General features: G+C 58.8%; 23 protein-coding genes and 2 tRNA genes. 10 read left to right on the top strand and 15 right to left on the bottom strand.

Annotated features, from left to right (window positions below; genetic code table 11):
- Nucleotide 1: 1 nt before the first annotated feature.
- On the bottom strand, nucleotides 2-994 hold the full coding sequence (locus JNX03_RS01595; protein WP_203210732.1) for a response regulator: 993 nt from the start codon (nucleotides 992-994) through the stop codon (nucleotides 2-4).
- A 253-nt stretch (nucleotides 995-1,247) separates the two neighbouring features.
- Nucleotides 1,248-1,322: transfer RNA gene (locus tag JNX03_RS01600), tRNA-Gly, on the bottom strand.
- 278 nt (nucleotides 1,323-1,600) lie between these two features.
- Between JNX03_RS01600 and JNX03_RS01605 the strand changes: the two genes are divergently transcribed.
- The gene (locus JNX03_RS01605) at nucleotides 1,601-2,848 is read left to right on the top strand and encodes an MFS transporter (RefSeq protein WP_203210733.1); all 1,248 of its coding nucleotides are present in this window, start codon (nucleotides 1,601-1,603) and stop codon (nucleotides 2,846-2,848) included.
- On the opposite strand, the gene JNX03_RS01610 is transcribed toward JNX03_RS01605, so the two are convergent.
- From JNX03_RS01610 to JNX03_RS01640, 7 genes are all read right to left on the bottom strand, one after another.
- Nucleotides 2,845-3,234 carry an MAPEG family protein gene (locus JNX03_RS01610; protein ID WP_203210734.1) on the bottom strand — a complete coding sequence of 130 codons (390 nt, stop codon included), beginning with the start codon at nucleotides 3,232-3,234 and terminating at the stop codon, nucleotides 2,845-2,847. The two genes, JNX03_RS01605 and JNX03_RS01610, sit on opposite strands and share 4 nt — an antisense overlap.
- Before the next feature lie 203 nt (nucleotides 3,235-3,437).
- On the bottom strand, nucleotides 3,438-5,111 hold the full coding sequence (ctaD, locus tag JNX03_RS01615) for a cytochrome c oxidase subunit I (RefSeq protein ID WP_203210735.1): 1,674 nt from the start codon (nucleotides 5,109-5,111) through the stop codon (nucleotides 3,438-3,440).
- A gap of 335 nt (nucleotides 5,112-5,446) precedes the next feature.
- Nucleotides 5,447-6,577, bottom strand: a complete 1,131-nt coding sequence (locus JNX03_RS01620) for an aminodeoxychorismate synthase component I (RefSeq protein WP_203210736.1) — start codon at nucleotides 6,575-6,577, stop codon at nucleotides 5,447-5,449.
- Complete coding sequence (locus tag JNX03_RS01625) at nucleotides 6,578-6,883, bottom strand: Dabb family protein (protein WP_231024117.1); 306 nt, start codon at nucleotides 6,881-6,883, stop codon at nucleotides 6,578-6,580.
- A 168-nt stretch (nucleotides 6,884-7,051) separates the two neighbouring features.
- On the bottom strand, nucleotides 7,052-7,732 hold the full coding sequence (lipB, locus tag JNX03_RS01630; protein WP_203210738.1) for a lipoyl(octanoyl) transferase LipB: 681 nt from the start codon (nucleotides 7,730-7,732) through the stop codon (nucleotides 7,052-7,054).
- 39 nt (nucleotides 7,733-7,771) lie between these two features.
- On the bottom strand, nucleotides 7,772-8,164 hold the full coding sequence (locus JNX03_RS01635) for a hypothetical protein (RefSeq protein ID WP_203210739.1): 393 nt from the start codon (nucleotides 8,162-8,164) through the stop codon (nucleotides 7,772-7,774).
- Nucleotides 8,165-8,246: 82 nt separating this feature from the next.
- On the bottom strand, nucleotides 8,247-8,924 hold the full coding sequence (locus tag JNX03_RS01640) for a DsbA family oxidoreductase (RefSeq protein WP_203210740.1): 678 nt from the start codon (nucleotides 8,922-8,924) through the stop codon (nucleotides 8,247-8,249).
- 156 nt (nucleotides 8,925-9,080) lie between these two features.
- Here JNX03_RS01640 and JNX03_RS01645 point away from each other — a divergent pair, with 156 nt between their 5' ends.
- Both JNX03_RS01645 and JNX03_RS01650 read left to right on the top strand, forming a co-directional pair.
- A complete protein-coding gene (locus JNX03_RS01645) occupies nucleotides 9,081-10,412 on the top strand; it encodes a peptidoglycan-binding domain-containing protein (protein WP_203210741.1) in 1,332 nt (443 codons plus the stop codon).
- A gap of 122 nt (nucleotides 10,413-10,534) precedes the next feature.
- Nucleotides 10,535-10,620, top strand: a tRNA-Leu gene (locus tag JNX03_RS01650).
- Nucleotides 10,621-10,875: 255 nt separating this feature from the next.
- Here the strand turns inward: JNX03_RS01650 and JNX03_RS01655 are convergent.
- The gene (locus JNX03_RS01655) at nucleotides 10,876-11,922 is read right to left on the bottom strand and encodes a LacI family DNA-binding transcriptional regulator (RefSeq protein ID WP_231024118.1); all 1,047 of its coding nucleotides are present in this window, start codon (nucleotides 11,920-11,922) and stop codon (nucleotides 10,876-10,878) included.
- A gap of 137 nt (nucleotides 11,923-12,059) precedes the next feature.
- Here JNX03_RS01655 and JNX03_RS01660 point away from each other — a divergent pair, with 137 nt between their 5' ends.
- The 7 genes from JNX03_RS01660 (at nucleotide 12,060) to JNX03_RS01690 (ending at nucleotide 19,611) form a co-directional block, all read left to right on the top strand.
- Nucleotides 12,060-13,025 carry an ABC transporter substrate-binding protein gene (locus tag JNX03_RS01660; protein WP_203210742.1) on the top strand — a complete coding sequence of 322 codons (966 nt, stop codon included), beginning with the start codon at nucleotides 12,060-12,062 and terminating at the stop codon, nucleotides 13,023-13,025.
- A 67-nt stretch (nucleotides 13,026-13,092) separates the two neighbouring features.
- Nucleotides 13,093-14,619: a sugar ABC transporter ATP-binding protein gene (locus JNX03_RS01665; RefSeq protein ID WP_231024119.1), complete on the top strand. Its 1,527-nt coding sequence runs from the start codon at nucleotides 13,093-13,095 to the stop codon at nucleotides 14,617-14,619.
- 2 nt (nucleotides 14,620-14,621) lie between these two features.
- Nucleotides 14,622-15,617, top strand: coding sequence for an ABC transporter permease (locus JNX03_RS01670; protein WP_203212096.1), 996 nt, complete (start codon nucleotides 14,622-14,624; stop codon nucleotides 15,615-15,617).
- Nucleotides 15,618-15,622: 5 nt separating this feature from the next.
- Nucleotides 15,623-16,606: an ABC transporter permease gene (locus tag JNX03_RS01675; protein ID WP_203210744.1), complete on the top strand. Its 984-nt coding sequence runs from the start codon at nucleotides 15,623-15,625 to the stop codon at nucleotides 16,604-16,606.
- Nucleotides 16,607-16,639: 33 nt separating this feature from the next.
- Complete coding sequence (dgoD, locus tag JNX03_RS01680) at nucleotides 16,640-17,788, top strand: galactonate dehydratase (RefSeq protein ID WP_203210745.1); 1,149 nt, start codon at nucleotides 16,640-16,642, stop codon at nucleotides 17,786-17,788.
- Nucleotides 17,782-18,567 (top strand): SDR family NAD(P)-dependent oxidoreductase, encoded by a 786-nt coding sequence (locus tag JNX03_RS01685; RefSeq protein WP_203210746.1) that lies wholly within the window; start codon nucleotides 17,782-17,784, stop codon nucleotides 18,565-18,567. The genes dgoD and JNX03_RS01685 overlap by 7 nt, the downstream gene beginning before the upstream one ends.
- Nucleotides 18,568-18,615: 48 nt before the next feature.
- Entirely contained in the window at nucleotides 18,616-19,611 is a 996-nt protein-coding gene (locus tag JNX03_RS01690) for an aldose epimerase family protein (protein WP_203210747.1), read from the top strand.
- Between the two features lie 9 nt (nucleotides 19,612-19,620).
- Here the strand turns inward: JNX03_RS01690 and JNX03_RS01695 are convergent, their stop codons facing one another.
- From JNX03_RS01695 to JNX03_RS01715, 5 genes are read right to left on the bottom strand one after another with little or no spacing between them, the layout of a single operon-like run.
- Nucleotides 19,621-20,361, bottom strand: coding sequence for an ABC transporter ATP-binding protein (locus JNX03_RS01695; RefSeq protein ID WP_203210748.1), 741 nt, complete (start codon nucleotides 20,359-20,361; stop codon nucleotides 19,621-19,623).
- A complete protein-coding gene (locus tag JNX03_RS01700) occupies nucleotides 20,358-21,215 on the bottom strand; it encodes an ABC transporter ATP-binding protein (RefSeq protein ID WP_203210749.1) in 858 nt (285 codons plus the stop codon). The genes JNX03_RS01695 and JNX03_RS01700 overlap by 4 nt, the downstream gene beginning before the upstream one ends.
- Nucleotides 21,215-22,126 (bottom strand): nickel transporter permease, encoded by a 912-nt coding sequence (gene nikC / locus JNX03_RS01705; protein WP_203210750.1) that lies wholly within the window; start codon nucleotides 22,124-22,126, stop codon nucleotides 21,215-21,217. Before nikC ends, JNX03_RS01700 begins: the two co-directional genes overlap by 1 nt.
- A complete protein-coding gene (locus tag JNX03_RS01710) occupies nucleotides 22,127-23,200 on the bottom strand; it encodes an ABC transporter permease (protein ID WP_203210751.1) in 1,074 nt (357 codons plus the stop codon).
- On the bottom strand, nucleotides 23,201-24,796 hold the full coding sequence (locus JNX03_RS01715) for an ABC transporter substrate-binding protein (protein WP_203210752.1): 1,596 nt from the start codon (nucleotides 24,794-24,796) through the stop codon (nucleotides 23,201-23,203).
- Nucleotides 24,797-24,818 lie beyond the last annotated feature (22 nt).

Consider the following 24,818-nt stretch of genomic DNA (forward strand, 5'->3'; position numbering starts at 1 on the left):
ATCAGACCAGATGAACGCCCGGTGTGATCGCCTTGCGCGCCGCAGCGGAGGCCCGGCCAATCTTGGCTTTGCTCTTTTCGCGCATCATGGCGCGGCCAATGGCACGGTCAAATGTCTTTTTGACCCGCTGGTTGCGGCTGGCATTCGGGGTGATCGGATTGCCGATAGACACGCTGAGCCCCATCGAGGTGCCGTCATCAAAGAGGGCCGCACCCTGGTCAAGAACCGCATGCACCTGATCTTCGATTTCGGGCCATTGTGGTGGCTCGCTGCCCTGCATGATCGACAAAAACACGCCGTCGCCCTGATAGCTCATCAGCATATGTGGACAATCGACAACCTCTGAAATGGCATCGACAACCTCGGTCAAGGCAATGGCAAATTCATGGGTCTGGCACCGGGCAAACAGCCCGTCGATGTCTTCGATCTTGGTGGCAAAGATGGTGCAGGCGTCGAGCCGGCGGCGCGAAAGCTGCGACAGGTAATTGCCCAGCGAAAACGGCAGGATCAACTGGTTGAGATGGGAAATCCGGACAGGATCGCTCAGGTCAAAGGGGTGTTGGCCCGGTTCTGCGACGATCTGCTCCAGCGGATCAAGACGCGGGACGAGGTCCGTGGTTTCTGTCATCCGGCGGGCAACGCGCACCCGTGTAACCATCTCTTTGACGTCAAAAGGTTTGGTGATGTAGTCGTTGGCACCCGCGGCAAAGGCGTTTTCGATGCGTTTGTGATCTGTAACCGAGGTCAGCATCAGGATCGGCGTATTGCGATACCGGGGCAGGGCGCGGATGCGCTCGCACAATGTGATACCATCCATTTCAGGCATCTCGACATCCAGCAAAAGGCAATCGTATTCAACATCCGGATCGGCCAGATGGTTCAGCGCGGCCGGCCCGTTGCTGGCCAGGGTAATATCCGGCAGGTCAGCTTGTTTGAACACAAGCGGCAAAAGATCAAGGATCAGTGGATCATCATCAACAGCCAAGAGTCTCATTGCGTACCTTTCCGATTTATTCCCGCGCCTTCTGGCAAGTGGATTGTCGTTCTTGTTATCCATTAACCCTGAGAAATCGGCGAAATTATGACGCTGTTGCCCACATTGCCCGCACATTTTGGGTTTTTCGAGGTGATATGTGGCACACGCGCAGATTGTTGCCGATTTGCAAGATCGCTTAATCCGTCCGTAAAAACCAAAAAGGCCGCCCGAAGGCGGCCTTTTGATGTCCTGTTGGGTGACAGGATCCGAATGGAGCGGGCGAGGCGATTCGAACGCCCGACCCTAACCTTGGCAAGGTTATGCTCTACCCCTGAGCTACGCCCGCATCCTTCGGATATGGGGGGAATACCCATCTGCGCTGGGGGCTGCAAGAGGGAAAAACAGCCAAACTGCACTTTTTTTATCTGATCCGGATTTTGTTTGTTTTGACCGAGTTGGGGCGGCCAGTCTGCATTGGAATTTTGACCTGTCTGCCGGGGCAGGGCGTAAATTGGCAGGGCTCTGCGGTTCTTTCGAAACACCCGCGCCCTGTTGTTGCCGCGAAGGCGATCGGCGCTTGACCTTGCCCGGTATTCATCGTGGCCTGCCCAAAAAGGGGCGCCGATGCAAAAGTCACTTCTTGTCCGATTCATTACAGCCAGCGGCGTGACCAACCTTGCAGATGGTGTCGCGACAGTGGCCTGGGCCTGGCTGGCTTCGCTGTTGACCCGCGATCCTTTGATGATTGCCCTTGTCCCTGTGGCCTTGAGGCTGCCGTGGTTTGTTTGCGCCATTCCAGCGGGGATCATCACCGACAGGGTCGACCGCCGCAAACTGATCTTGTGGATGGATGTCCTGCGCGGCTTGGCCTTCGTGGTTGTTGCGCTGGTGCTGTGGTCGGTTGCACCGCTGGTGGATGCGCCGCAGACCGGCACATCTTATCCTGCGGTGTTCGGTATGGTTTTGTTGGCCGCAATGGCGGTGGGCGTCGCGGAGGTGTTCCGCGACAATGCCGCCCAAACGATGCTGCCGGCGATTGTCCCGCATGAGGCTTTGGAAAAGGCCAATGGCCGGTTGTGGAGCGTCGAACTGGTCGGCAATGCGCTATTGGGCCCTGCCGTGGGGGCGACGCTGATCGCGATTGCCGTGCCCTTGCCCTTTGCCCTGAACGCGCTCGCCTATGTGATGGCCGTTGTTCTGATCTGGCAGATGGCAGGAAGCTTCCGCCCAGAGAGCCAGCCCGACCGCCACTGGCGGCGCGAATTGATGCAGGCGGTGCACTTTCTGCGCAGCAAGCCGCTGCTGATGGCGTTGGCATGGATCACCGGCTTCTGGAACCTGCTTTATGAAATGGTCGCCATCGGGCTGATCCTGCACGCACAGGAGAACCTGAACATCGGGGCGCAGGCCTATGGCCTGATCCTCGCGGCAGGGGCGGTGGGCGGCATCTTTGGCGGCTGGTGTGGCGATCCGATCATCCGCCGCTTTGGCGGCAAGCGCACCGCGCAATGGATGCTGGCACTGTCGGCACCGGCCTTTGCCGGCATGGCCCTCGCGCCCGGTCCTGTGGCCTTGGGTGTTGTGCTGATGCTCTTCAGCTTTACCGGTCTGGTCTGGAACACGGTTTCGGTGTCTTACCGGCAACGCGCGATCCCCGATGCGATGTTGGGACGGGTGAACAGCCTGTATCGTTTGATGGCCTGGGGCATGATGCCCGTCGGATTGTTGCTTTCCGGGGTAATTGTCCGCATTGCCGAAGCGCCGCTTGGCCGCGATCTGGCCCTGACCGCGCCGTTCTGGGTCGGCACCTTGGGGGCGGCGGCCTTGGGGGCAATGGGGTGGCGCGCCCTGAACCGCTGGTTCCCTGCCTAGATCACCGCATGGGCCAACAGGCCCAAGGCAGTCACCGCCATCATCAACAGGGTCAAGAGCATCCCCAACTGCCGCAGGATGATCTTTTGCGGCGTGGCGGCAAAGCCAAGCGCATGCAGCACACGCCCCGCCACCAGCGTCAGCCCCATCAAATGCAGCGCCACGGCAGGGCTGCCCATCAACTCGCTCATCACCATCAGCAACAGGGCCAGCGGCGCATATTCCGCGCAATTGGCTTGCGCCCGCATCCGTTTGAGCAGGTTCTTGTCTCCGGTATCGCCGAGGGACAACCGGTTCGCCCGCCGGTACAGGATCACCCGCCAGCTGAGGCCAAGGAACAGCAAGACGATAAGGGCGGCATAAATTGGCGTGATGGACAGGGTCATGATCGGGCTCCTTTGCGCCAACCCTAACCCGTTTTGCCAAGTGGCAAAGCCTGACCCTGCGTCGCGCCGCCCGCTGCTTCATTTGGCAAGAAAAACTCAAGAGCCCGATTTGCCTGAAACGCACCCGCAGCGGTGGGCGCCAACCCGCCAAAGAAAAAGGCCCCAACCGCCGTTGGAGCCTTTGCTGTTATTTAAACGTCACCTTAGTGGCCGGGTTGTTTGTCCCAGTCTTCCTGCTTGGGCAGGATTTCGAAGGTATGCTCCGGTGGTGGGCTTGGCAAAGTCCACTCAAGCGTATCGGCATATTCGTTCCATGGGTTGTTGGCCGTGCTGATCGCGCCGCGACGCAGGGAATAAGCCATGATCCCGAAGAAGAAGATGAACGAGGCAAAGCTCAGGAACGCGCCCCAGCTCGACCACTGGTTCCAATAGGCAAAGGCCTCAGGATAGTCGATGTAGCGGCGTGGCATGCCCTGACGACCCAGAAAGTGCTGTGGGAAGAACGTCAGATTGGCGCCAATGAACATCGCCCAGAAGTGCAGCTTGCCCGCCCATTCAGGATACATACGGCCCGTCATCTTGGGGAAGTAGAAATATACCCCTGCAAAGATCGCGAACACCGCACCAAGGCTCATCACATAGTGGAAGTGCGCCACAACGTAGTATGTGTCGTGGTAATAGCGGTCCACAGCAGCCTGCGACAGAACGATACCGGTCACGCCGCCAACGGTGAACAGGAACAAGAAGCCAAAGGCCCAAAGCATGGGTGTTTTCATCTCAACCGAACCGCCCCACATGGTGGCAATCCAAGAGAAGACTTTAACCCCTGTCGGCACCGCAATCACCATCGTGGCCAGCATGAAGTAAGCCTGCTGGTTGAGGGTCATGCCCACGGTGTACATGTGGTGCGCCCACACAACAAAGCCCAATGCACCAATCGCGATGATCGCCCAGACCATTGGCAGATAGCCAAAGATCGGCTTGCGGCTGAAGGTGGCGATCACGTGGCTGATGATACCAAAGCCGGGCAGAATGATGATGTACACTTCGGGGTGGCCGAAGAACCACAAGATGTGCTGGTAAAGAACCGGATCACCGCCGCCCGCTGGATCGAAGAAGGCAAAGCCAAAGTTACGGTCCATCAACAGCATGGTGATCGCACCCGCCAGAACAGGCAGTGACAGCAGGATCAGCCAGCTTGTGACAAAGATCGACCAGCTGAACAGTGGCACCTTGAACAGGGTCATGCCCGGGGCACGCATGTTCAGGAAGGTGGTGATCATGTTGATCGCACCCAGGATCGACGAGGCACCAGAAACGTGCACCGCAAAGATCGCCAGATCCATCGACATGCCGCCTTCTTTGACGGACAGCGGCGGATAGAGAACCCAGCCTACGCCGGACCCCAGCTGGCCATTGCCGCCAGGTGACAGAACCGAGCAAACAGCCAGTGTTGTACCGGCCACATAAAGCCAGAACGACAGGTTGTTCATCCGCGGGAACGCCATGTCAGGTGCGCCGATCTGCAATGGCATGAAGTAGTTGCCAAAGCCGCCAAAGAGCGCCGGAATAACCACGAAGAACATCATCAAGATGCCGTGGCCGGTGATCAGAACGTTCCACAGGTGGCCGTTTGGCGTACAATCTGCCGATGCATCGGCAAAGAAACGCGCGCCTTCCATACACATGTACTGGACACCGGGATCCATCAGTTCAAGCCGCATGTAAACGGTGAACGCGACCGAGATAAAGCCGACGACGGCTGACACGATCAGGTACAAAATACCGATGTCTTTGTGGTTTGTGGACATGAACCAGCGGGTAAAGAACCCGCGATCGTCATGGTGGTCTTGGCCGTGAATGGCTGCGTCTGCCATGCGGTGCCTCCTAGATAAAGATTTTTGATACACCACGCCTGTTGGCTGACGCGGTGCGCAGTCCCGTTTGTTCTAGTGCGGCTTTCGCTGGGGGGCAATGGGCGGGTTTGCCGCAGGAGCAGGTTATTTTTGCCAAGTCCGTTGGAAAGCGTGCCGATTTGCCTTGATCTTGGGGCAAAGCGTCGGAATGCCCAAAATCGGGCGGAGTTCGCAGCGCGGAGGACCGCCAAGGGGGGGATCTGCCTGCACAATGATTCCCCGCCGAATGAAACGTGCGGTGATCGCGCTCAATCGTGCCAAAGGGTCATCCCTGCAGGAGCTGATCGGGCAGGGGGCTAAAGTTGCGCAAAGGCGGATTTGAGCAAGGCTTCGTCATATTCACTTTGGGCGTTGCTGTCATACACCACCCCGCCGCCGACATTCAGCCGCGCCTGGCCGGTGGGTCCACAGATCAAAGTGCGGATTGCCACGTTGAACTCCATCGCGCCATCGGGTGCGATCCAGCCGATCATGCCGCAATAGGCCTCGCGGGGGCCGATCTCCAAATCGGCCAATATCTCCATCGCCCGGATTTTCGGCGCGCCTGTGATTGATCCACAGGGGAAAATCGCCATCAAGATCTCGGCAAGGCCGCAATCCGGTCTGATGGTGGCCGTCACCTCAGAGATCATTTGATGCACAGTGGCATAGCTTTCGATCTCGAAAAGCGATGGAACCTGAACGCTGCCCACTTCAGAGATCCGCGCAAAATCATTGCGGAGCAGGTCGGTGATCATCAGGTTTTCCGCCTGATCCTTTTCCGATGCTGCCAAACAGGCCTTTAACATTGCATCTTCTGCGGCATCTGCACTGCGTTTGATCGTGCCTTTCATGGGACGCGCCCGCAGCTGTCGGTCCGAAGACAGGGAAAAGAACAATTCAGGTGAACGGCACAGCAGTTTTGTCGCCCCCAGATCGACAAATGCACCATAGGGCACGGTCTGCTTCTGCCTGAGCCTTTCATATAGCTGCCGCAAGCAACCGTCATAGGTTGCAGCAAGAGGGAAGGTCAGGTTGGCCTGATAAATATCGCCGGATTTTAGAAATTCATGAACGGTATCAAAGGCTTCTTTGTAGGTCTCAAAGCTCCATTCCGGTGCGAATGGGCCAAGGTGGGCGGCGTTCCCTTCGGCTGGCGGGTCGGTGGGGCGAACCTGGTCAAACACCCCAAACCGCAGCAGCGGCTCTGCGCTTGCACTGCGGAAATTGGGAAAGACATCAGGGCAAAGCACATAGCCCAGCTCGTATGATGCGTATCCGGCAAGCCATTTGCCGCCGCGCTGGGCCGCATCCATCGCATGCAGTGCCGCGTCAATCTCATCGCGATGCCATGCTTCGACAAGGTGTTCGGGAGCCCGAAACAATGAGCCGGTTTCGAGCGGCCCCCGATCAAACAGGACGGATGCCTGCGAGATGCCTTGCGTCATCTAGAAGTCGGCAGCGATGCGCAGATCGCGAAGGGGGCGCACGATATCAATACAGTCCTGATAGATCTGGTGGGCGCGGTAGGCAGACAAAGCCTCTTCGTTTTCAAATTCTGCGTAAACAATGACATCGACTTCGTTACCAAAGCGATCTTCATTCCGGTTGCGCGACACTTCAAAGTGTTTGACCGACGGGATCTCGGCCAGTTTTGACAAGCCGTCAACGATGCGGTCAATGTCATCCACTTTCTTGCTGCTGAAGAAAACGACATGGCGGATGAAATCGGAGCGGGGGTCTTGTTCTGGCACTTGAGTGGTCCTGCGCGACATTTGGGGAAATTGGGCGATTGCCAAAACGGCTGGTGGGTTCAATCCCGCCTCTTGCTACACAACCCTTTGCCCTGACAAGGGCAAAACGGGCAGGGGGCGGACATTTGAGCACTCCGGGTTTGGACGCGCCAGATCAGGCAACTTTGCCTAGCCGGGCAGAGTGCATTCCCCGGCAGGTTGTTCTGCAAACACGTCTTCAAAGGTCGTCCGCAGCGCGACATCGACGTCATCCATGGTGACGGGCAGGCCCATGTCCACCAGTGATGTCACACCGTGTTGGGTGATCCCGCAGGGCACAATGCCGCTGAAATGCTCCAAATCGGGTTCCACATTGATGCTGATGCCGTGAAAGCTGACCCATTTGCGCAGGCGAATGCCAATCGCAGCGATCTTGTCCTCGGCAGGGCTGCCATCCGGCTGTGGCGGTTTTTCAGGGCGCTGCACCCAAACGCCAACGCGGCCATCGCGGATCTCCCCGCGCAAGTTGAATTGATCCAGCGTCGCAATCACCCAGGCCTCAAGCTGGCGCACAAAGCAGCGCACGTCTCGGCCACGTGCGGCCACGTTCAACATCACATAAGCCACCCGCTGTCCCGGCCCATGATAGGTGTATTGTCCACCGCGTTTGGTCTCATAGACGTCAAACCGGTCCGGGTCTGTCAAATCTTCGATCTTGGCAGAGGTGCCAGCAGTATAAAGCGGCGGATGTTCGACCAGCCAGATACATTCCTCAGCCTCGCCCGCCGCGATGGCGTTGGCGCGTGCCTCCATCCAGGTTTCGGCCTCGCGGTAATCGGTCAAGCCGTCTGTTGTGATCCATTCTACCATGGGCAGGGTTTAGCCTGTCGTGGGAGGCGGGGAAAGAGATCAATCGCGGTTCAGGACGGTCTGATCCCCTGCGGGAAAGGGTAGGGAGCGACAATAACCGGGCAAGGCAACACCATAGCGGGCCCAACGCCGCGCTATCATTCTGCGTTTGGAGATACAGACCAAGCCGCCCTTGCGAACCTGCACCAGCCGATCTGCAATACGCACCAGCCGCGTTCGGCCATCAGCTTCAAACAGAACGACGCGCTCAGACATATCTTTGCCCGCGACCTGCTGCACATCCAGAACCACCGACCAGCGGTAATCGACACTCCACACGCCGTACAGCCCAACTGCAATTGCCATAAAGAGCCCGGCAAGCCCGAACCGTACTGCCCAGCCGGAGGGCTGGGTCGGTGAGATGTCCAGATTGATGCGCGAGGTCGGTGCCATCTGGTCCAATTGCCAAAGCTTTTGGACATTCTTATGACGTCATGGTGCGATCAGTGGCTGTGACCACGTTCTGATCTCTCCGTCAGGCCGCCTCATCGGCCTCTTGCACCACCTTCATCAGCATTTGCGCATAGTTTTCCGCGCCCTGCGCCCCGGTCAGCAGGTATTTGCCTGCAAACACCATCGACGGCACGCCCGAAATCCCCCGCGAGGTCCAGAATTGCTGCCGTGCGCGGGTGTCCTCTGCGTGACTGCCGCTCTCAAGCACTTCTGCGGCGGCATCTCGGTCAAGGCCCACCGACTGCGCCGTGTCTAGCAGAACCTCCTGCGTCGAGACATCCTTGCCATCCTGAAAATGCGCCGCAAACAAAGCCATCTTCAGGGGATGTTGCAACCCGTGCTCCTGCGCCCAATCCAACAGTTGATGCGCGGCAAAGGTGTTTACAATCCGGCTGTCCGGCCCGAAATTGAATGGAAACCCAAGCGATTGCCCCAAATCGGCCAGATGCTTGCGGTTCTGCGCGGACTGCTCGGCCGAAGCGCCATATTTCTCTGCAATATGCTCGGTCAGGTTCTGACCTTCGGGCGGCATGGCCGGGTTCAATTCAAACGGATGCCACCGGATATAAGCGCCCACGCCGGTCATCCCCAGCGCCTGCTCAAGCTGCTTGAAACCGACAATGCACCAAGGGCACATCACGTCAGAGACGATATCGATTTGAATGACCGGGGCGTCGGGCTGGGCTGTTTGGTCTGACATGAGGGCCTCGCAATTGGGGGTTAAGCGGCCAAGATTGGCACGAAAATGCCGTGTTTCAAGGGCAAATGCGCGATTTGTGATCAACTTTAGCTTGGCCCCCAAGCAACCTGTGGTAGCCTTGCTGCCAATAGAGTGATTCAATTTTTGGAGCGGAAAATGTACTTTAAGGTCATGACAGGTGCCGTTTTGGCGGCATCGCTAAGCCTGCTTCCGGCGGAACGTGTGGAAGCAGATGCAGGCGATTTCATCGCTGGTGCGATCATCGGCGGGATCGTGGGGGCGAATGCGAAAAAGCAGCGGCGCTCGACCAGAACCTACCGCAAAAAGTCATCCCGCTCCACATTGCCATCCACCCAGGAAGGTAAAAGCATTCAGGCGTCGCTGAACTATTTCGGCTTTGATGCAGGATCCGTGGATGGCCAGTTGGGCCGCAAGACGCGCAACGCCGTGTCGCAGTATCAGGCCTATCTTGGCTATCCGGTGACAGGGCAACTGTCGGCGTTTGAACAAAACCTGCTGATCTCCAGCTACAACCGCGCGCAGGCGGGCGGCTATGCGGTGCAGCAGCAGGTCGCCTCCACACCGGACGGCACGCGCGGGCTGCTGAAAACCTACCGCGCCGAAATGGCCGGGCAGGCGGCACCGGCCACCGCGCCATCCACCACCATCGTGGTCGCGCCGCAGCAGGTGCCGCAAACCCAACAGGTTGTCACTGCCGCCGCGCCCCTGTCCGGTGTGGCAGGGCTGGCCAATGCGGTGGCACCCGCCGCATCCGGCTTGCCCAACTTCATGGGGGCAGGTACGCAAGCCTCGCTGGCCTCGCATTGCAACACGGTGTCTTTGATCACCAACACCAATGGCGGCTTCACCACCTTGGCCACGATGAGCGACCCGAACGTGGCGCTCAATGAACAGTTCTGTCTGGCGCGGACCTATGCCATCGCAAAATCCGAAGAACTGGTCAGCCAGATCCAGGGGTTCACCCCCGATCAGATTGCCCAGCAATGCGCGGGCTTTGGCCCCGCCATGCAGGACAAGGTCGCCTCGCTTTCGCTCAAGCCGCGGGATGCGGTGGTGGCGGATGTGTCCTCCTTTGTGCTGACCACCGGCATGTCCCCGGCGCAGCTGGCAGGCACCGCCCGGATCTGTCTGGGCGTTGGATACCGCACCGACAATATGGATGTCGCCATTGGATCGGCGCTGTTGCTTTATACGATGGGTGAGGGGGTCTATGGCGAATTGATGGGCCACCACCTCAGCCAGGGGTTCGGTCCGGCCAAACGGATCGACATGGCGCAAAGCTGGTATCAGGCGGCATTGATGGCGGCGGATACGGGCGCCGCCGCGGTGTTTGTCCCCGGCCAGCCTGAACGGACAGAGTTGCTGCGCCAGGCTTCCATGCGTATGGCCGGGGCACCGGCCAGCACGCTGCCGCAGGTGCAGCCTGCCTCAAGCTCCGGTTTGCCGACCTTTTCGATCAGCGAATAGGGCAGAGCCGACCTTCCAAAAATCAAAGCCCCGTTGCCCGTTGGCAGCGGGGCATTTTGTTGCCGATTGCCTCTTCACAAGCTCTGCATCTTTGTCTAAACGGTGCCCACCTACCACGGCGTGCGGCTGTGGCGGAATGGTAGACGCGCAGCGTTGAGGTCGCTGTGGGGTAACACCCGTGGAAGTTCGAGTCTTCTCAGCCGCACCAAAGGCTCTTCCAAAGGAAGATGCCGAAACGACCGGATCAGTTGAATGCGGCAGTTGCTCCGCAGGAGCAATGAGAGCATCTGGTTATGGATTTGTCCGCCCTGCTGCACCACACTCCCTTTTCGCAGCAAAGCGACGGCCCTTCTCTAATTGAGGCGCAGGAATGTGCGGTCCTTCCCGCAATTTTTCAACCGGGAGGGGGAACGCTGGCAAATATGCGGGCAAAAACCGGTACAGCTTGCCTTGGCTGCAACCTTTATCGCGCCGCAACAGAATCCCTTGGGACCAACTCGCACTCCAGCTTTTCTGCGGCGGGCCCGTGTCCGTGATCGTCGGTCCCGATCAGCCGTTCAACGGCCCATTCACCCATTTCGCGGTGGGGCAGGTTGACCGTGGTCAGCATCGGCGTCAGATGGCGCGAGATTTCCTCGTCGTCATAGCCGATCACCGACACATCCTCAGGAATGCGCAGGCCGTGTTCCTTGAGGTATTCATAACAGCCGATCGCCATCCGGTCGTTCTGGCAGAAAATTGCGGTGGGAGGATTGTCCGCTTCCATCAGCGCCTTGGTGCCGCTGTAGCCCGCGCTGGCCGACCAATCGCCCGGCTGCACGAGCGCGGGATCAAACGGGATGTCCGCCGTGGCCAATGCGCGCCTGTACCCCTTGAGACGGTCTTGAGCCGCGCTCATGAAGTCTTCTCCCATGATGGTGCCAATCCGCTGATGGCCGGCCGCGATCAGGGCGTTGGTGGCGCTTTGTCCGCCGGCGATCTCGCTGGGCACGATTGATGGCGCCTCTGCAGTCTTGTCAGTGCAATTGAGCAGGACATAAGGCCGGTCCAGCGACCGAAGCGCATCGGGTACGGTGATTTCACGGGTGAAGATGCAGGCATAGATAAAGGCCTCGACCCCGTCCTGGACCATGGCATCAATGATGGCGGGCGCTTTCTTGGGGTCGTTGCCCACCTCATAGATGACCAGCACTGCGCCGGTGTCTTGCAAGGCATTTTGAACACCGCGGATCGCCATGATGCCTTCGGGGCTGGTGGAAAGGGAATCGATCAAGAACCCGACGCGGCGCAATTCCGGTGCGCGTGTGCTGGTGGTGTTCAACAACTGGGCCTGGCGGATTTTGTAGCCCATGCTGCGGGCCGCTTCGATCACCTTCTCTCGGGTGTCGGGCGAGATCGAGATGCTCTGATTGCCATTGAGAACAATCGAAACAGTGGACTGGGAACAGCCGACCGCCCGCGCAACGTCGCTCATTGTAACTCTTTTGTCGCGGTGGCTTGTCTTGGGCATCAGTCTCTCCTGACCGGCTGTATTGCCTTAACCTAGCCCTGAAAAGGGGGCTCATCAAGTCGATTACTAAATAATATTAGTTGACAGCTAATAGATAATAGTAATGTTGTCGTACGGCAAACATTAGGGAGGAAACTATGAAACTGACTACATCACTTGCAACGCTCGCCGCCGTACTGGTGACAACCGCTGCAACCGCGCAGGGGCTGCCACCGCTTGAGCAAAAAGACCAATATACCGTTGGTTTTGCACAAACAGAAAGCAACAACCCCTGGCGTATTGCCCAGACCAAAAGCTTTCAGGACACAGCGGAAAGCTGCAACTGGAACCTCGTCTATACGGACGCCGCCGGGTCTGCGGCCAAGCAGGTCGCCGATGTCGATTCGATGATTGCCCAGGGCGTCGATGCGATTTTCCTGCCGCCGCGCGAAGAACAACCCCTGTTGCCCGCCGTGCTGCGCGCCAAAGGGGCCGGCATTCCGGTATTCCTCGTGGACCGTTCGGTTGATCCCAATGTGGCCAAGGCGGGCGTTGATTACGTCACCTTCATGGGCTCCGACTTTATTGAGCAGGGCCGCCGCGCCGCAGAATGGCTGATCGCCAATTCCGACGGCACTGAAGTGATCGTTGAATTGGAAGGCACCACCGGATCATCCCCGGCCAATGACCGCAAAAAAGGCTTTGATGACGCGGTCGCCGGGCAGCCCGGCATGAAGATCGTAGCCAGCCAATCCGGCGATTTTGCCCGCGACAAGGGCCGTCAGGTGATGGAAACGCTGCTGCAATCGCATCCGGACGTCACTGTGGTCTATGCCCACAACGACGAAATGGCGATCGGTGCCATTCAGGCGCTTGAGGCTGCGGGGCGCAAACCCGGCGAAGACGTGACGCTGGTTTCCATCGACGGCACGCGCGATGCCTTGCAGGCCATCATCGACGGCAAGCTCGGCGTTTCGGTTGAATCCGCGCCGTTCTTTGGCCCGGTCGCCTGCGACACGATGAAAGCCTATGCCGCCGGCGAAGATGTCCCGACATGGGTCAAGGTCGAAGACCGCGTGTTCACAAAAGACAACGCGGCTGACCACATCGGCGAAGCATACTAAGCTAAGCGAATGACCAAACGGACCCTGCGCCATGGGTGCGGGGTCCGACTGAATTTTGGGGGCAAAGATGGTCGAAACTCCGGTCCTGAAGATGACCGCAATCCGCAAATCATTTGGCGATGTGCCAGCGCTGACAGATGCGGCGCTGACGATCCGCCCTGGCGAGGTGCACGCGTTGATCGGGCAAAACGGCGCGGGCAAATCCACGATGATCAAGATCCTCAACGGCGCTTATCGCAAGGACGCGGGCGAGATTGAGCTGGACGGAAAGCCTGTCCGATTTTCATCTCCTCACGAGGCCCAACTGGGCGGCATCAGCACGATTTTTCAAGAGGTCAATCTGGTACATTACCGCTCTGTCACAGAAAATATCGTGCTGGGGCAGGAGCCGAAGAAATTCGGCATGATTGATTGGCCCAAAGCCCATCGCCGCGCCGAAGAAGTGTTGCAGCGCTTCGGTCTGAACCTCGACGTGCGCCAGCCCTTGCATCATTGCAATATCGCGGTGCAACAACTGATCGCCATTGCCCGCGCTGTGTCATTTGATGCGCGGCTGGTGATTATGGACGAGCCGACCTCGTCGCTGGACAGTCAGGAAAAGCAGGTGCTGTTCCGGGTGATCCGTGATCTGTCCGCGCAGGGCGTTGCTGTCCTGTATGTCTCTCACCACCTTGAAGAGCTGTTCGAGGTTTGCGATCGCGTCACCGTGATGCGCAATGGCAGCATGATTGCCACGCACGAGATGTCGGATGTCACAAAACTGGGTCTGGTGTCCGAGATGATCGGCCGCGATGCCAACCAGATCGCCGAAAGTGGCGCCACCGGATTTGGCAAGACCCACGCAGGCAGCAAGACCGTCGTGCTGGAGCTTCAGAGCCTGTCGAACGGAACCAACGTCAAAGACGCCTCATTGATCGTGCATCAGGGCGAGATTGTTGGTCTGGCCGGATTGCTGGGGGCAGGGCGCACGGAAACCGTTTCCATGATCTTTGGCGCAGACCAACCCTCGGGCGGCAACATGGCGTTCAAGGAGCGCAGATCCTTTTTCCGCGAACCGGCAGATGCGATCAATGCCGGCATCGGCTACTGCACCGAAGACCGCAAAGCCGAGGGGATCATCCCCGGCCTGTCGATCCGCGAGAACCTCACCCTTGCGATGATCCCGCGCATGGCCAAACGCGGGGTCATCCCGCGCGTGGCCGAACGTGAGATGGTGGCGGATTTCATTGACAAACTCAGCGTCAAATGTGCCGGCATGGACCAGCCCATTCGTGAGCTGTCGGGCGGCAACCAGCAAAAGGTGCTGCTGGCCCGCTGGATGGCGACCCAGCCGGATTTGCTGATCCTTGATGAACCGACACGCGGCATTGATGTGGGTGCAAAACGCGAAATCCAGACCCTGATTGAGGGGCTGTCGGCGGCGGGGCTTTCGGTGCTGATGATCTCGTCTGAATTTGAAGAATTGGTCGAAGGCGCAAACCGCGTTGTGGTTTTGCAAGAGGGCAAGACGATTGCCACACTGACCGGCGATGACCTGAACGAAGACAACCTGCTCGCGGCGGTCGCCGGTGAAGCGGCAGGTGCAGCAGTATGACGATGGCAAAGGCAAAAGATATGACCGGCTCTTCCACTGTGGCGAAAATCAATCTTGGGCAATTGGCCCGCGACAATGGCACCTTTCTGGCCCTGATCGCGCTTATTGTGATCAACATGGTCATCACCCCGAATTTCCTTCAGGTGCAGACCCTTTATGTGAATCTCACGCAGGTGGCGACCATCGCGATCGTGGCCATCGGCATGACCCTGGTCATCGCATCGGGCGGCATCGACCTGTCGGTTGGGGCGGTGATGGCCCTGTCCGGGGCATTGGCGCCTTTTGTGTTCCTGTCCGAATTTGGCATGGCCAGTCCGGGGTTGGCGCTCGTGCTGTCCATCACGGTGGCACTGCTGGCCGGATTGCTCTGCGGGATGTTCAATGGCTGGCTGATCAACCAATTCGCCATTCAGCCGATTGTGGCCACGCTGGTTCTGTTTATCTCGGCGCGGGGGCTGGCACAGGTGCTGACCAACGGCAACTTGCAGGTTTTTGAGAACCCGGCGTTTGAATTCATTGGATCGGGCCGGGTGCTGGGTATTCCGTTTCAGGCGTTGATGGCAGTTGTTTTTGCCCTGATCCTGAGCTGGGTCGTCCGGCGCACGGCCTATGGTCGCTATCTGCTGGCGGTGGGCGGCAACGCCAAGGCGGCCCGGCTGTCAGGTATCTCGGTGAACCGGGTGCGCCTTGCCACCTATGCGATCTGCGGCGTGCTGGCCGGATTTGCGGGGATGGTGGTCTCTGCCATCAATTCGGCCTCGGATGCGAACCAGACCGGGCAATTGATGGAACTGGACGCCATCGCGGCGGCAGTGGTGGGCGGTGCAAACCTGATGGGCGGCAAGGCTCCTATCATCGGCGCCTTGATCGGCGCGGCGATCATCCAACTGGTGAAATACACCCTGCTGGCCAATGGGGTGCATGACGCCGTGGCGTTGATTGCCAAGGCGGTGATCATCATCCTTGCCGTCTATTTTCAATTCAACCGGGCGGAGTGAATGTGATGTTTGGAATGTTCAACCGGTCCCGTGATCTGCGCACGGAGGGTGTCTGGATCGCCGTTGTGCTGGTCGTGATCTTTGCGACCCTGCGGTACGACAACTTTATGGGTCTGTATAATGTACAGACGTTCTTTGGCTACAACTCGATGTTTATCCTGATCGCGCTGGGCATGGCGCTGGTGATCATGACGGGTGGCATTGACCTGTCGGTCGGGTCAGTGGTGGCGCTGTCCTCGGTGGTCGCCGCCTATACCAGCCCCTACGGCATCGAAGTGGCGCTGCCGGCCGGGCTTCTGACCGGCATCGCGGCAGGGGCGATCAACGCGTTCCTGATCACCAAGATGCGGATCGTGCCCTTTATCGCGACCCTTGCGATGATGCTGGGCGCGCGTGGCATGGCGTTGGTGCTGGCGGATAACAAATCGGTCTCGGTGGACTGGACCTCGAATTTTACCAAGTTTGGCCTGACCCGCGCCTTTGGTCTGATCCCATGGGCGGTGATCCTCGCCGCACTGGTGTTTCTTGCCCTCTGGATCATGCTGGAGCGGACAACGCTGGGCCGCCGCATCCTGACCATCGGCGGCAATCCCGAGGCGGCCAAACTCATGGGCGTGCCGGTCAACCGGACCCTTGCGATCACCTATATCATTTCGGGCGGTTGCGCCGGGCTTGCAGGTGTGATCCTTGCCTCCGGCTTTGGCGCGGGCCAACCCCTGGAAGGACTGGGGTGGGAGTTGTCGGCGATTGCATCCGTTGTTGTGGGCGGCACCTTGTTGACGGGCGGTGTCGGGTCGATCCCTGCGACTTTGGCGGGCGCAGTGCTGCTTGGGCTGATCTTCAACATCCTGAATTTTGAAAACGGTCTGGGGGTGATTTCCCTGTCGGCCTATTGGCAATCGGTCATTCGCGGGGGCTTCCTGTTGATCGTCGTTATTTTGCAATCCCGAAGCGGCGGCGGTTTGGTCCGGCGGCGCAGCACGACCTGAGCTTAACCAGTTGACCCACGACGGAGCGTTCCGATGAAGATTACCAAACTGACCACCTATATTGTTCCGCCGCGCTGGTGCTTGCTGAAGATCGAAACGGATGAGGGGATCTCCGGCTGGGGTGAACCTGTGCTGGAAGGCCGCGCATTGGCGGTCGAGGCGATGGTGAACGAGCTGGCCGATTACCTGATTGGCAAAGACCCCCTGTTGATCGAGGACCATTGGAACGTCCTTTATCGGGGCGGCTTCTACCGGGGCGGCGGCATTCACATGTCGGCCATCGCGGGCATTGATCAGGCGCTGTGGGATATCAAGGGCAAGGCTGCGGGTCTGCCGGTGCATGCGCTGCTGGGCGGCAAATGCCGCGACAAGATCAAGGTCTATTCATGGATCGGCGGGGACCGCCCTGCAGATGTGGCGCAAAACGCGCGGGATGTAATGGCGCGGGGCTTTCAGGCGATCAAGTTGAACGGCTGCGAAGAGATGCAGATCATCGATTCAAACGCCAAGATCGATGCCGCCGTGTCCACCATCGGCACAATCCGTGATGCGGTCGGGTACGATCTGGGCATCGGCATCGACTTTCACGGGCGGGTGCAGAAACCGATGGCCAAAGTGCTGGCCAAAGAGCTGGAACAATTCCGCCCGATGTTTCTGGAAGAGCCGGTCCTGTCAGAAAACAGCGAGGCCCTGCGCGAGATCGCCAATCATGTCTCGACGCCCATTGCGGTGGGCGAACGGCTTTATTCCCGCTGGGATTTCAAGAAAATCCTGCAAGACGGCTATGTGGATATCATTCAGCCCGATCTGTCCCATGCGGGCGGCATCACCGAATGCCGCAAGATCGCCTCCATGGCCGAGGCTTTCGATGTGGCGCTGGCCCCGCATTGCCCCTTGGGTCCGGTGGCCCTGGCCGCCTGTCTGCAGATTGATGCGGTGTCCCACAACGCCTTTATCCAGGAGCAATCTCTGGGCATCCACTACAACAAGTCCAACGATATCCTCGACTATCTGGTGAACAAGGATGTCTTTGCCTACGAGGACGGTTTTGTCAAAATACCCGATGGCCCCGGTTTGGGGGTCGAAATTGACGAGGACTATGTCAAGGACCGCGCCAAGGTAGGCCACCGCTGGCGCAACCCGATCTGGCGTCACGAGGATGGAAGTCTGGCGGAATGGTGAACCCGTCCGGCGCAGTGGGCGATCCGGCCCCGTCATTGACCGGCAAGTCGGTCATGATCACCGGCGGCGGCAGCGGCATCGGCGCGGCGCTGACGCTGGGGTTCCTGTCGGCAGGGGCCAAGGTGACATTCGTGCAAAACCAGGACGGCATCGGCTTTTGTGATCAGGCAGAGCAGGAAACCGGCACCCGCCCGCATTATATCGAATGCGATCTGACAGATGTGCCTGCGCTCAAACGGGCGATGGAACAAACCCGCGAAATCCAAGGGCCGCTTTCGGTGCTGATCAACAATGCCGCCAATGATCAGCGGCACAGCACCGAAGACGTTACCGAGGCGTTCTGGGACTGGTCCCAATCCATCAACCTCAAGGCACAGTTCTTTGCCTGTCAGGCGGCAATTGCAGACATGCGCGGCCTTGGCGGCGGGACAATCATCAACGTCTCGTCGATCTCTTACATGATGGGCAATGCCGGCTATCCCGCCTATGTCGCCGCCAAGGCGGGAATCACCGGCATGACCCGCAGCCTTGCCCGTGAGTTTGGCGCAGACAACATCCGCATCAACACATTGATCCCCGGTTGGGTGATGACTGAGCGTCAAAAGGCGCTGTGGGCCACCGAAGACGCCGTGGCGGCGCATATGGAACGCCAAGCCCTCAAACAGGTGTTGATGCCGCAAGACATGGTGGGGCCGGCGCTGTTTCTGGCTTCGGATATGAGTTTCGGGATGACGGGGCAGGCCCTCGTTGTCGATGGCGGGGTGGTGGCCACCGGATGACCCGTTGCACCGCATCATCGCCCTTGCGCCAGATAAGAAAGAAAACCATTGGCTGACCACATCGCAACGACACCTGACCGTTCAGCGGCTTTCACCCCAATTGAAATTTCAAACGGGGGGCTGACGGCAACAATCCTGCCGTTCGGGGCCAGCTTGCAGGATCTCAGGTTGGACGGCGTGGATCATCCGCTGGTGCTGGGTCTGGCTGATCCGAAGGACTACCAAACCGGCACCGCTTACCTGGGCGCGATTGTCGGGCGCTGCGCCAACCGGATCGCGCATGGGCGTTATGATCTGGCCGGCCAGACATTTCATACCGATCAGAATTTTCTGGGGCGGCACACCCTGCACGGCGGGGCTGGCAGCGTGGACAAGATGGTCTGGACGGTGACGGATCAGTCCGCGGCATCCCTGACCTTGCAACTGCATGTGCCTGACGGCCATTTGGGCTTTGGCGGGGGGCTGGATGTTCAGGTCCGCTACAGCGTTGAGGCACCGGCCAGCTTGCGTCTGGAAATATCGGCGCGGGGGCAAGAGGCCACACCGTGCAATTTCGCGCCGCATTTCTATTTCAATCTCGATGGCGCGGGCGATGTGCGGCAACACGAACTTGCCATCACGGCAGAGCATTATTTGCCGGTCAACGAAGATCTGATTCCAACGGGCGAGGTGGCAGCGGTCGCAGACACGCCTTTTGACTTCTGCAATGCGCGGCAGATCGGCGATCACCTGCTTGACCACAATTTTTGCACCGCCAAGGGACAGGTCGTTTGCCGCCCGATCTGCACGCTGGCTGCGCCGGAGTCAGGGGTATCAATGACCCTGTCCTCAACCGAACCGGGCCTGCAGGTCTACAGCGGCGAATTTCTGGATGAACCCGCAGGCACGACGCTGACCGGTAAGCCCTTCAAGGCCTTCGAAGGTTTGGCGCTGGAGCCGCAAGGCTGGCCGGATGCGCCGAACCAGCCCAGCTTTCCCAGCGTGATCCTGCAGCCCGGTCAGACCTACCGCCATGTGTCGGAATATGCGTTCAGCCGCAAATAGGCTTTGCCGCTAGACCGAGGCCTCCAACAATTGTTTGGAGTAGGGATGCGCGGCTTCCATCGCCCGCAAGGCTTCGACATCCAGCACCTCGACGATCTCGCCGTCTTTCATCACGGCCAGCCGGTCACACATATGCCCGACCACTGACAGATCGTGCGACACCATCAGATAGGTCAAATCCCGGTCCGCCCGCAAATCTGCCAACAGGTTCAGGATCTCGGCCTGCACCGACACATCCAGCGCCGAGGTTGGCTCATCCAGCAACAAAAGCGCCGGTTCCGGGGCCAGCGCACGGGCAATTGCCACCCGCTGACGTTGCCCCCCCGAGAGTTGGTGCGGATAGCGAAAGCGGAACTTCTGTCCCAAGCCGACATCGTCAAGAAGTTTGACCACACGGCTGTCGATGTCCTTGAACCCATGCAAATGTAACGTTTCGCCCAGCACCTGATCCACCGAATGACGTGGATGCAGTGAAGCATAGGGATCTTGAAACACCATCTGCACGGTCTTGAAGAACGTCTTGGGCCGGACCTTGCCGATCTGCTGACCATCCACCGTGATTGTGCCCGACCAATCGGGCGCCAATCCGGTGATCGCCCGCAGGATCGTCGATTTGCCCGATCCGCTTTCGCCGACAAGGCCAAAGCTTTCGCCGCGCGGGATGTCAAAGCTGGCTCCAATAACAGCATCCACGCGGTCGCGGTTGCTTCCGAACCAGACGTTGAGGTTTTGAACGCTTAACATGCTCATATCCGGCCACTCACACTTGGGGCAGTGGACCATTCTGGATCACGCTGCAACACTTCGAGCCGCTTGCGCGGCGCATCCAGACGGGGCAGGGAGTTCAGCAATCCGCGCGTATAGGGATGCTGCGCCTCGTGCAGCTTGTCAGCATCGCAGACCTCCACGATCCGGCCCGCATACATGATCAACACCCGGTCGCAGAAATCGGCGACGAGGTTCAGGTCGTGACTGATAAAGATCAGCCCCATCCCGCGCTCCTTGACCAGCCGGTCCATGATATCCAGCACCTGCCGCTGGACCGAGACATCCAGCGCCGAGGTGGGTTCATCCGCGATCAGGATCTCGGGGTTGGGGATCAGCATCATCGCGATCATGATCCGCTGCCCCATGCCGCCTGACATCTCATGTGGATAGGCCCGCATCACCCGTTCAGGATTGCGGATCGACACGGCTTCAAGCATCTCAAGCGATTTTGCGTAGGCCTCCGATTTGGAGGCTTTGGAATGCAGGCGATAGGCTTCCATGATCTGATCGCCGATGGTCATCACCGGATTGAGCGAGAATTTCGGGTCTTGCATGACCATCGAAATTCGCTGGCCGCGCACGGCGCGCATGTCTTTCTCGGATTTGCCCATCAGGTCTACGCCGTCCAGCGCGATCTGATCGGCCTCCACAATGCCCGGCGGGCGGATCAGGCGCAGGATGGCGCGGCCCGTCATGGATTTGCCCGAGCCGCTCTCGCCGACAATACCCAGACGTTCACGGCCCAGCGTGAAAGACACCCCGCGCACCGCGTCAAAGACACCCTGACGGGTTGGGAATTTGACCCATAGGTTTTCAACATCAAGTAGCTTGGTCATCATTCGCCCGCCTTAGGATCAAGCACATCGCGCAGCCCGTCGCCAAGCAGATTGAACGCCAAAGACACGGTAAAGATCGCCAGTCCGGGCATTGTGGCCACCCACCAGTGATCAAGGATAAACCGCCGTCCTTCGGAAATCATCGCGCCCCATTCCGGGCTGGGCGGCTGTGCGCCAAGGCCAAGAAAGCCAAGGCCGGCTGCGGCCAGAATGATGCCCGCCATATCCAGTGTCACCCGCACGATCAGCGAGGAAATGCACAGCGGCCAGATGTGCTTGGTGATGATCCGTAACGCGCCCGCGCCCTGCAATTTGATCGCACTGATGTAATCGGACGACCGGATGGTCAGCGTTTCGGCCCGCGCAATCCGCGCATAGGGCGGCCAAGCAGTGAGCGAGATTGCCAGCACCGCATTTTCAATGCCCGCCCCCAGGGCCGCGACAAATGCCAGCGCCAGAACAAGGCGCGGAAAGGCGAGAAAGATATCGGTGATCCGCATCAGAACAGTATCGGTCCAGCCGCCCACATAGCCCGACACCGTGCCGACGAGCAGCCCGGCGATGGGCGCAATCAGGGCCACCAGCGCCACGATATAGAGGGTAATCCGCGCCCCGTAGATCAGCCGTGACAGGATATCCCGCCCCAGACTGTCGGTGCCAAAGATATGCCCTTCCGACCCCAACGGGGCCAACCGGTTGCCCAGATCCTGCACATAGGGATCATGCGGTGCGATCAGCGGGGCTGCGGCGGCAATAAACACCAGCGCCACCAGAATGCCCAGGCCGACCATTGCCATCGTGTTGGACCGGAAGGAAAGCCACCCTTGGTACAGCGCAGACATCTTGGCATGGCGGCGCGAGGTGGGCGTTTCTGTCAACAGCCATTCGCGCAACGTTTGTGTGTCAGCCATCTATTTCGCCCTCGGATCAAAGACCTTGTAAAGCAGGTCAGAGAAAATATTCAGCAGGATGAAGATCAGCCCGACCACCACAGTACCGCCCAGAACCGCGTTCATATCAGCGCTCAGAAGGGCGGTGGTGATATAGCTGCCGATACCTGGCCATGAGAAGATGATCTCGGTCAGAACCGACCCTTCGAGCAGGTTGGCATAGCTCAGCGCGATGACGGTGATCAGCTGCACGCGGATATTTTTGAACGCGTGTTTCCAGATCACATCCCACTCGGACATACCTTTGACGCGCGCCGTGGTCACATATTCGGCGCTGAGTTGTTCAAGCATGAAAGACCGTGTCATCCGGCTGACGTAGGCCAGAGAGTAATAGCCCAGCAGTGAGGCCGGCAGGATGATGTGGGAAAAGGCATCCTTGAACACGTCCCAATTGCCATCCAGCGCTGCATCCACAAGGATCAGCCCCGTCACGCTTGGCACCACATCCACATAAAAGATCCCGACGCGGCCCGGCCCGCCGACCCAGCCCAGAATCCCGTAAAAGACCAAAAGCCCCATCAGGCCCAGCCAGAAGATCGGCATCGAATAACCAACCAAAGCGACCACGCGGGCGATCTGGTCAATCCATGATCCTTTGCGCACCGCGGCCAGAACGCCAAGCGGCACGCCCAGGATGACGCCAAAGAAAATGCCCAGCGTGGCCAGTTCCAAGGTTGCGGGGAACACCCGCGCGATGTCTTCCGAGACGGGTCTGGCATTGAGCAACGACGTGCCAAAATCCAGATGCAGCACATCCCAGAGATAATATGCAAATTGCACCAGCAGCGGCTTGTCCAGCCCAAGCTGTTGGTAAACGGCGTCATAGGTGGATTGTGAGGCCCTTTCGCCCACAATCGCCAGCACAGGATCAATCGGCATGACGCGGCCGATGATAAAGGTGATGAACAACAGACCCAGCATCGTCACCGCGATGGAGCCCAGCGTCAGCAGACTTGCCTTGAAAAACGGCATGAAACTGCTGGCAAGAGGCGCCCGCGATGGGCGCCCCCCGTTATTGTCCTCAGTGAGGGCCATTTACTTTGTCACCTGCCAGTAAGCGGCGGATGTCACAGCCTGACCTGTGGACCAGTTGGTCACATTGTCACGCAGGGCAGATTGTTCGATCTGCTGGAACATCACCACAAACGGCGAGGTTTCGCGGAACTCTTTTTGGATATCCAGATACATCTGAACCCGCTTGTCCCGGTCATTTTCGGTCACGGCTGCGGCAACCTTGTCGGTCAGACCGCCTGTGTCCCAACCGGTGCGCCATGCCAGAAGGCCGGTCGCATTGGCGGCGTCAGAGTTGTCCGGGTTGTAGGCAAAGGTGCCCGCATTGGTCTGTGGATCAGGATAATCCGGACCCCATGCCCCAAGGTAGACATCCAGTTCCCGCGCGCGGTAACGGGCGAGGATCTGTTTGGCTGTGCCAACCGTGATGTTGACCTTGATCCCCGCCTGCGCGGCCGCGTTCTGGAAGGACTGGCCGATCTCGATACGTTCCTGCGCTTCGCGCACACCAATCTCGACTTCGAGGTTCTCAACACCGGCAGCGGCCAACAGTTCTTTGGCCTTTTCGATGTTGTAAGAGAACGGGTTCTCATCCGACGCACCCAGATAGGTGGCAGGCAGGAAGTTCTGGTGGATCGTATACTGACCCTTGAGGAAGCTGTCGCGCATACCTTCATAGTCGATCAGATATTTAAACGCTTGACGCACCTCTGGCTTGGACAGAACAGGGTGTTTCTGGTTCAGCGCCAGATACATCAAACGGCCCTTCAGTTCATCCACCACTTTGACGCCATCCGCGCTTGTTGCACCGGCGATGTCTTCGGGGTTCAGGTTGCGCGCAATGTCGATGTCACCGCGTTCCAGCAGCAAACGCTGTGAGGCGCTTTCCAGAACGTGGCGCACGATCACGCGCTCCATGGCAGGCGCACCGGCATAGTAATCGGCATTGGCGGACATTGTGACGCTTTCGTTGGGCTTCCAACCGTCCAGTTTGTACGGGCCGGAACCGGCAGAGTTTGTCTTGAGCCACGTGTTGCCCATGTCGCCGTCAACTTCGTTGGCCATGACAACTTCTTTGTCGACGATGCCGCCGATGGTCGCGGTCAGACAGTTCAACACAAAGGACGTCGCATAGCGCTTGTCCGTCGTGATCATGAGCTTGTTGCCGTCTGCGCGGATGGTTTCCGTCGCATTTTCAGGCGTAAAGCCGAACTGCGTCAGAATGAACGCAGGTGTCTTGTTCAGGATCACAGCGCGTTGCAGTGAAAACGCCGCGTCCTCGGCCCGCACCGGATTGCCGGAGTGAAACTTGACACCCTCACGCATGGTGAAGGTGATGGTCTTGCCGTCTTCGGAAACTTCCCAGCTTTCGGCGAGATCCGGTTTGTAGCCTGCACCCAGATCCAGAGGATCAAGGTTGACCAGGCGGTTGTAGACATTCCGGCTGATGTCGGAGCCTGCAAATTCAAAGCTTTCGGCCGGGTCCACGGTTGTCACATCGTCAATCCGGTGGGCAATGACCAGCATATTGGCTGGCGTTTCAGCATGGGCCGCAAAGGACGACATGCTGACCGCGATACCAATCGCGGCGCTTGTCAGTAATCGGTTAATAACATTCATTTTTGGAACCTCTCCCGTTCTG

The organism is Sulfitobacter mediterraneus (assembly GCF_016801775.1).
GTDB classification, from domain to species: Bacteria; Pseudomonadota; Alphaproteobacteria; order Rhodobacterales; family Rhodobacteraceae; genus Sulfitobacter; species Sulfitobacter mediterraneus_A.

Bases quoted from the DNA above. Each gene is read 5' to 3' on its own strand.
- JNX03_RS01610 (WP_203210734.1), bottom strand. From the start codon at position 3,234: ATGACCCTGTCCATCACGCCAATTTATGCCGCCCTTATCGTCTTGCTG.
- JNX03_RS01665 (WP_231024119.1), top strand. From the start codon at position 13,093: ATGGTCGAAACTCCGGTCCTGAAGATGACCGCAATCCGCAAATCATTT.
- ctaD (WP_203210735.1), bottom strand. From the start codon at position 5,111: ATGGCAGACGCAGCCATTCACGGCCAAGACCACCATGACGATCGCGGG.
- JNX03_RS01645 (WP_203210741.1), top strand. From the start codon at position 9,081: ATGTACTTTAAGGTCATGACAGGTGCCGTTTTGGCGGCATCGCTAAGC.
- JNX03_RS01695 (WP_203210748.1), bottom strand. From the start codon at position 20,361: ATGAGCATGTTAAGCGTTCAAAACCTCAACGTCTGGTTCGGAAGCAAC.
- lipB (WP_203210738.1), bottom strand. From the start codon at position 7,732: ATGGTAGAATGGATCACAACAGACGGCTTGACCGATTACCGCGAGGCC.
- JNX03_RS01595 (WP_203210732.1), bottom strand. From the start codon at position 994: ATGAGACTCTTGGCTGTTGATGATGATCCACTGATCCTTGATCTTTTG.
- JNX03_RS01675 (WP_203210744.1), top strand. From the start codon at position 15,623: ATGTTTGGAATGTTCAACCGGTCCCGTGATCTGCGCACGGAGGGTGTC.
- JNX03_RS01715 (WP_203210752.1), bottom strand. From the start codon at position 24,796: ATGAATGTTATTAACCGATTACTGACAAGCGCCGCGATTGGTATCGCG.
- JNX03_RS01700 (WP_203210749.1), bottom strand. From the start codon at position 21,215: ATGACCAAGCTACTTGATGTTGAAAACCTATGGGTCAAATTCCCAACC.
- JNX03_RS01655 (WP_231024118.1), bottom strand. From the start codon at position 11,922: ATGCCCAAGACAAGCCACCGCGACAAAAGAGTTACAATGAGCGACGTT.
- nikC (WP_203210750.1), bottom strand. From the start codon at position 22,126: ATGGCTGACACACAAACGTTGCGCGAATGGCTGTTGACAGAAACGCCC.
- dgoD (WP_203210745.1), top strand. From the start codon at position 16,640: ATGAAGATTACCAAACTGACCACCTATATTGTTCCGCCGCGCTGGTGC.
- JNX03_RS01605 (WP_203210733.1), top strand. From the start codon at position 1,601: ATGCAAAAGTCACTTCTTGTCCGATTCATTACAGCCAGCGGCGTGACC.
- JNX03_RS01640 (WP_203210740.1), bottom strand. From the start codon at position 8,924: ATGTCAGACCAAACAGCCCAGCCCGACGCCCCGGTCATTCAAATCGAT.
- JNX03_RS01710 (WP_203210751.1), bottom strand. From the start codon at position 23,200: ATGGCCCTCACTGAGGACAATAACGGGGGGCGCCCATCGCGGGCGCCT.
- JNX03_RS01660 (WP_203210742.1), top strand. From the start codon at position 12,060: ATGAAACTGACTACATCACTTGCAACGCTCGCCGCCGTACTGGTGACA.
- JNX03_RS01635 (WP_203210739.1), bottom strand. From the start codon at position 8,164: ATGGCACCGACCTCGCGCATCAATCTGGACATCTCACCGACCCAGCCC.
- JNX03_RS01620 (WP_203210736.1), bottom strand. From the start codon at position 6,577: ATGACGCAAGGCATCTCGCAGGCATCCGTCCTGTTTGATCGGGGGCCG.
- JNX03_RS01685 (WP_203210746.1), top strand. From the start codon at position 17,782: ATGGTGAACCCGTCCGGCGCAGTGGGCGATCCGGCCCCGTCATTGACC.
- JNX03_RS01670 (WP_203212096.1), top strand. From the start codon at position 14,622: ATGGCAAAGGCAAAAGATATGACCGGCTCTTCCACTGTGGCGAAAATC.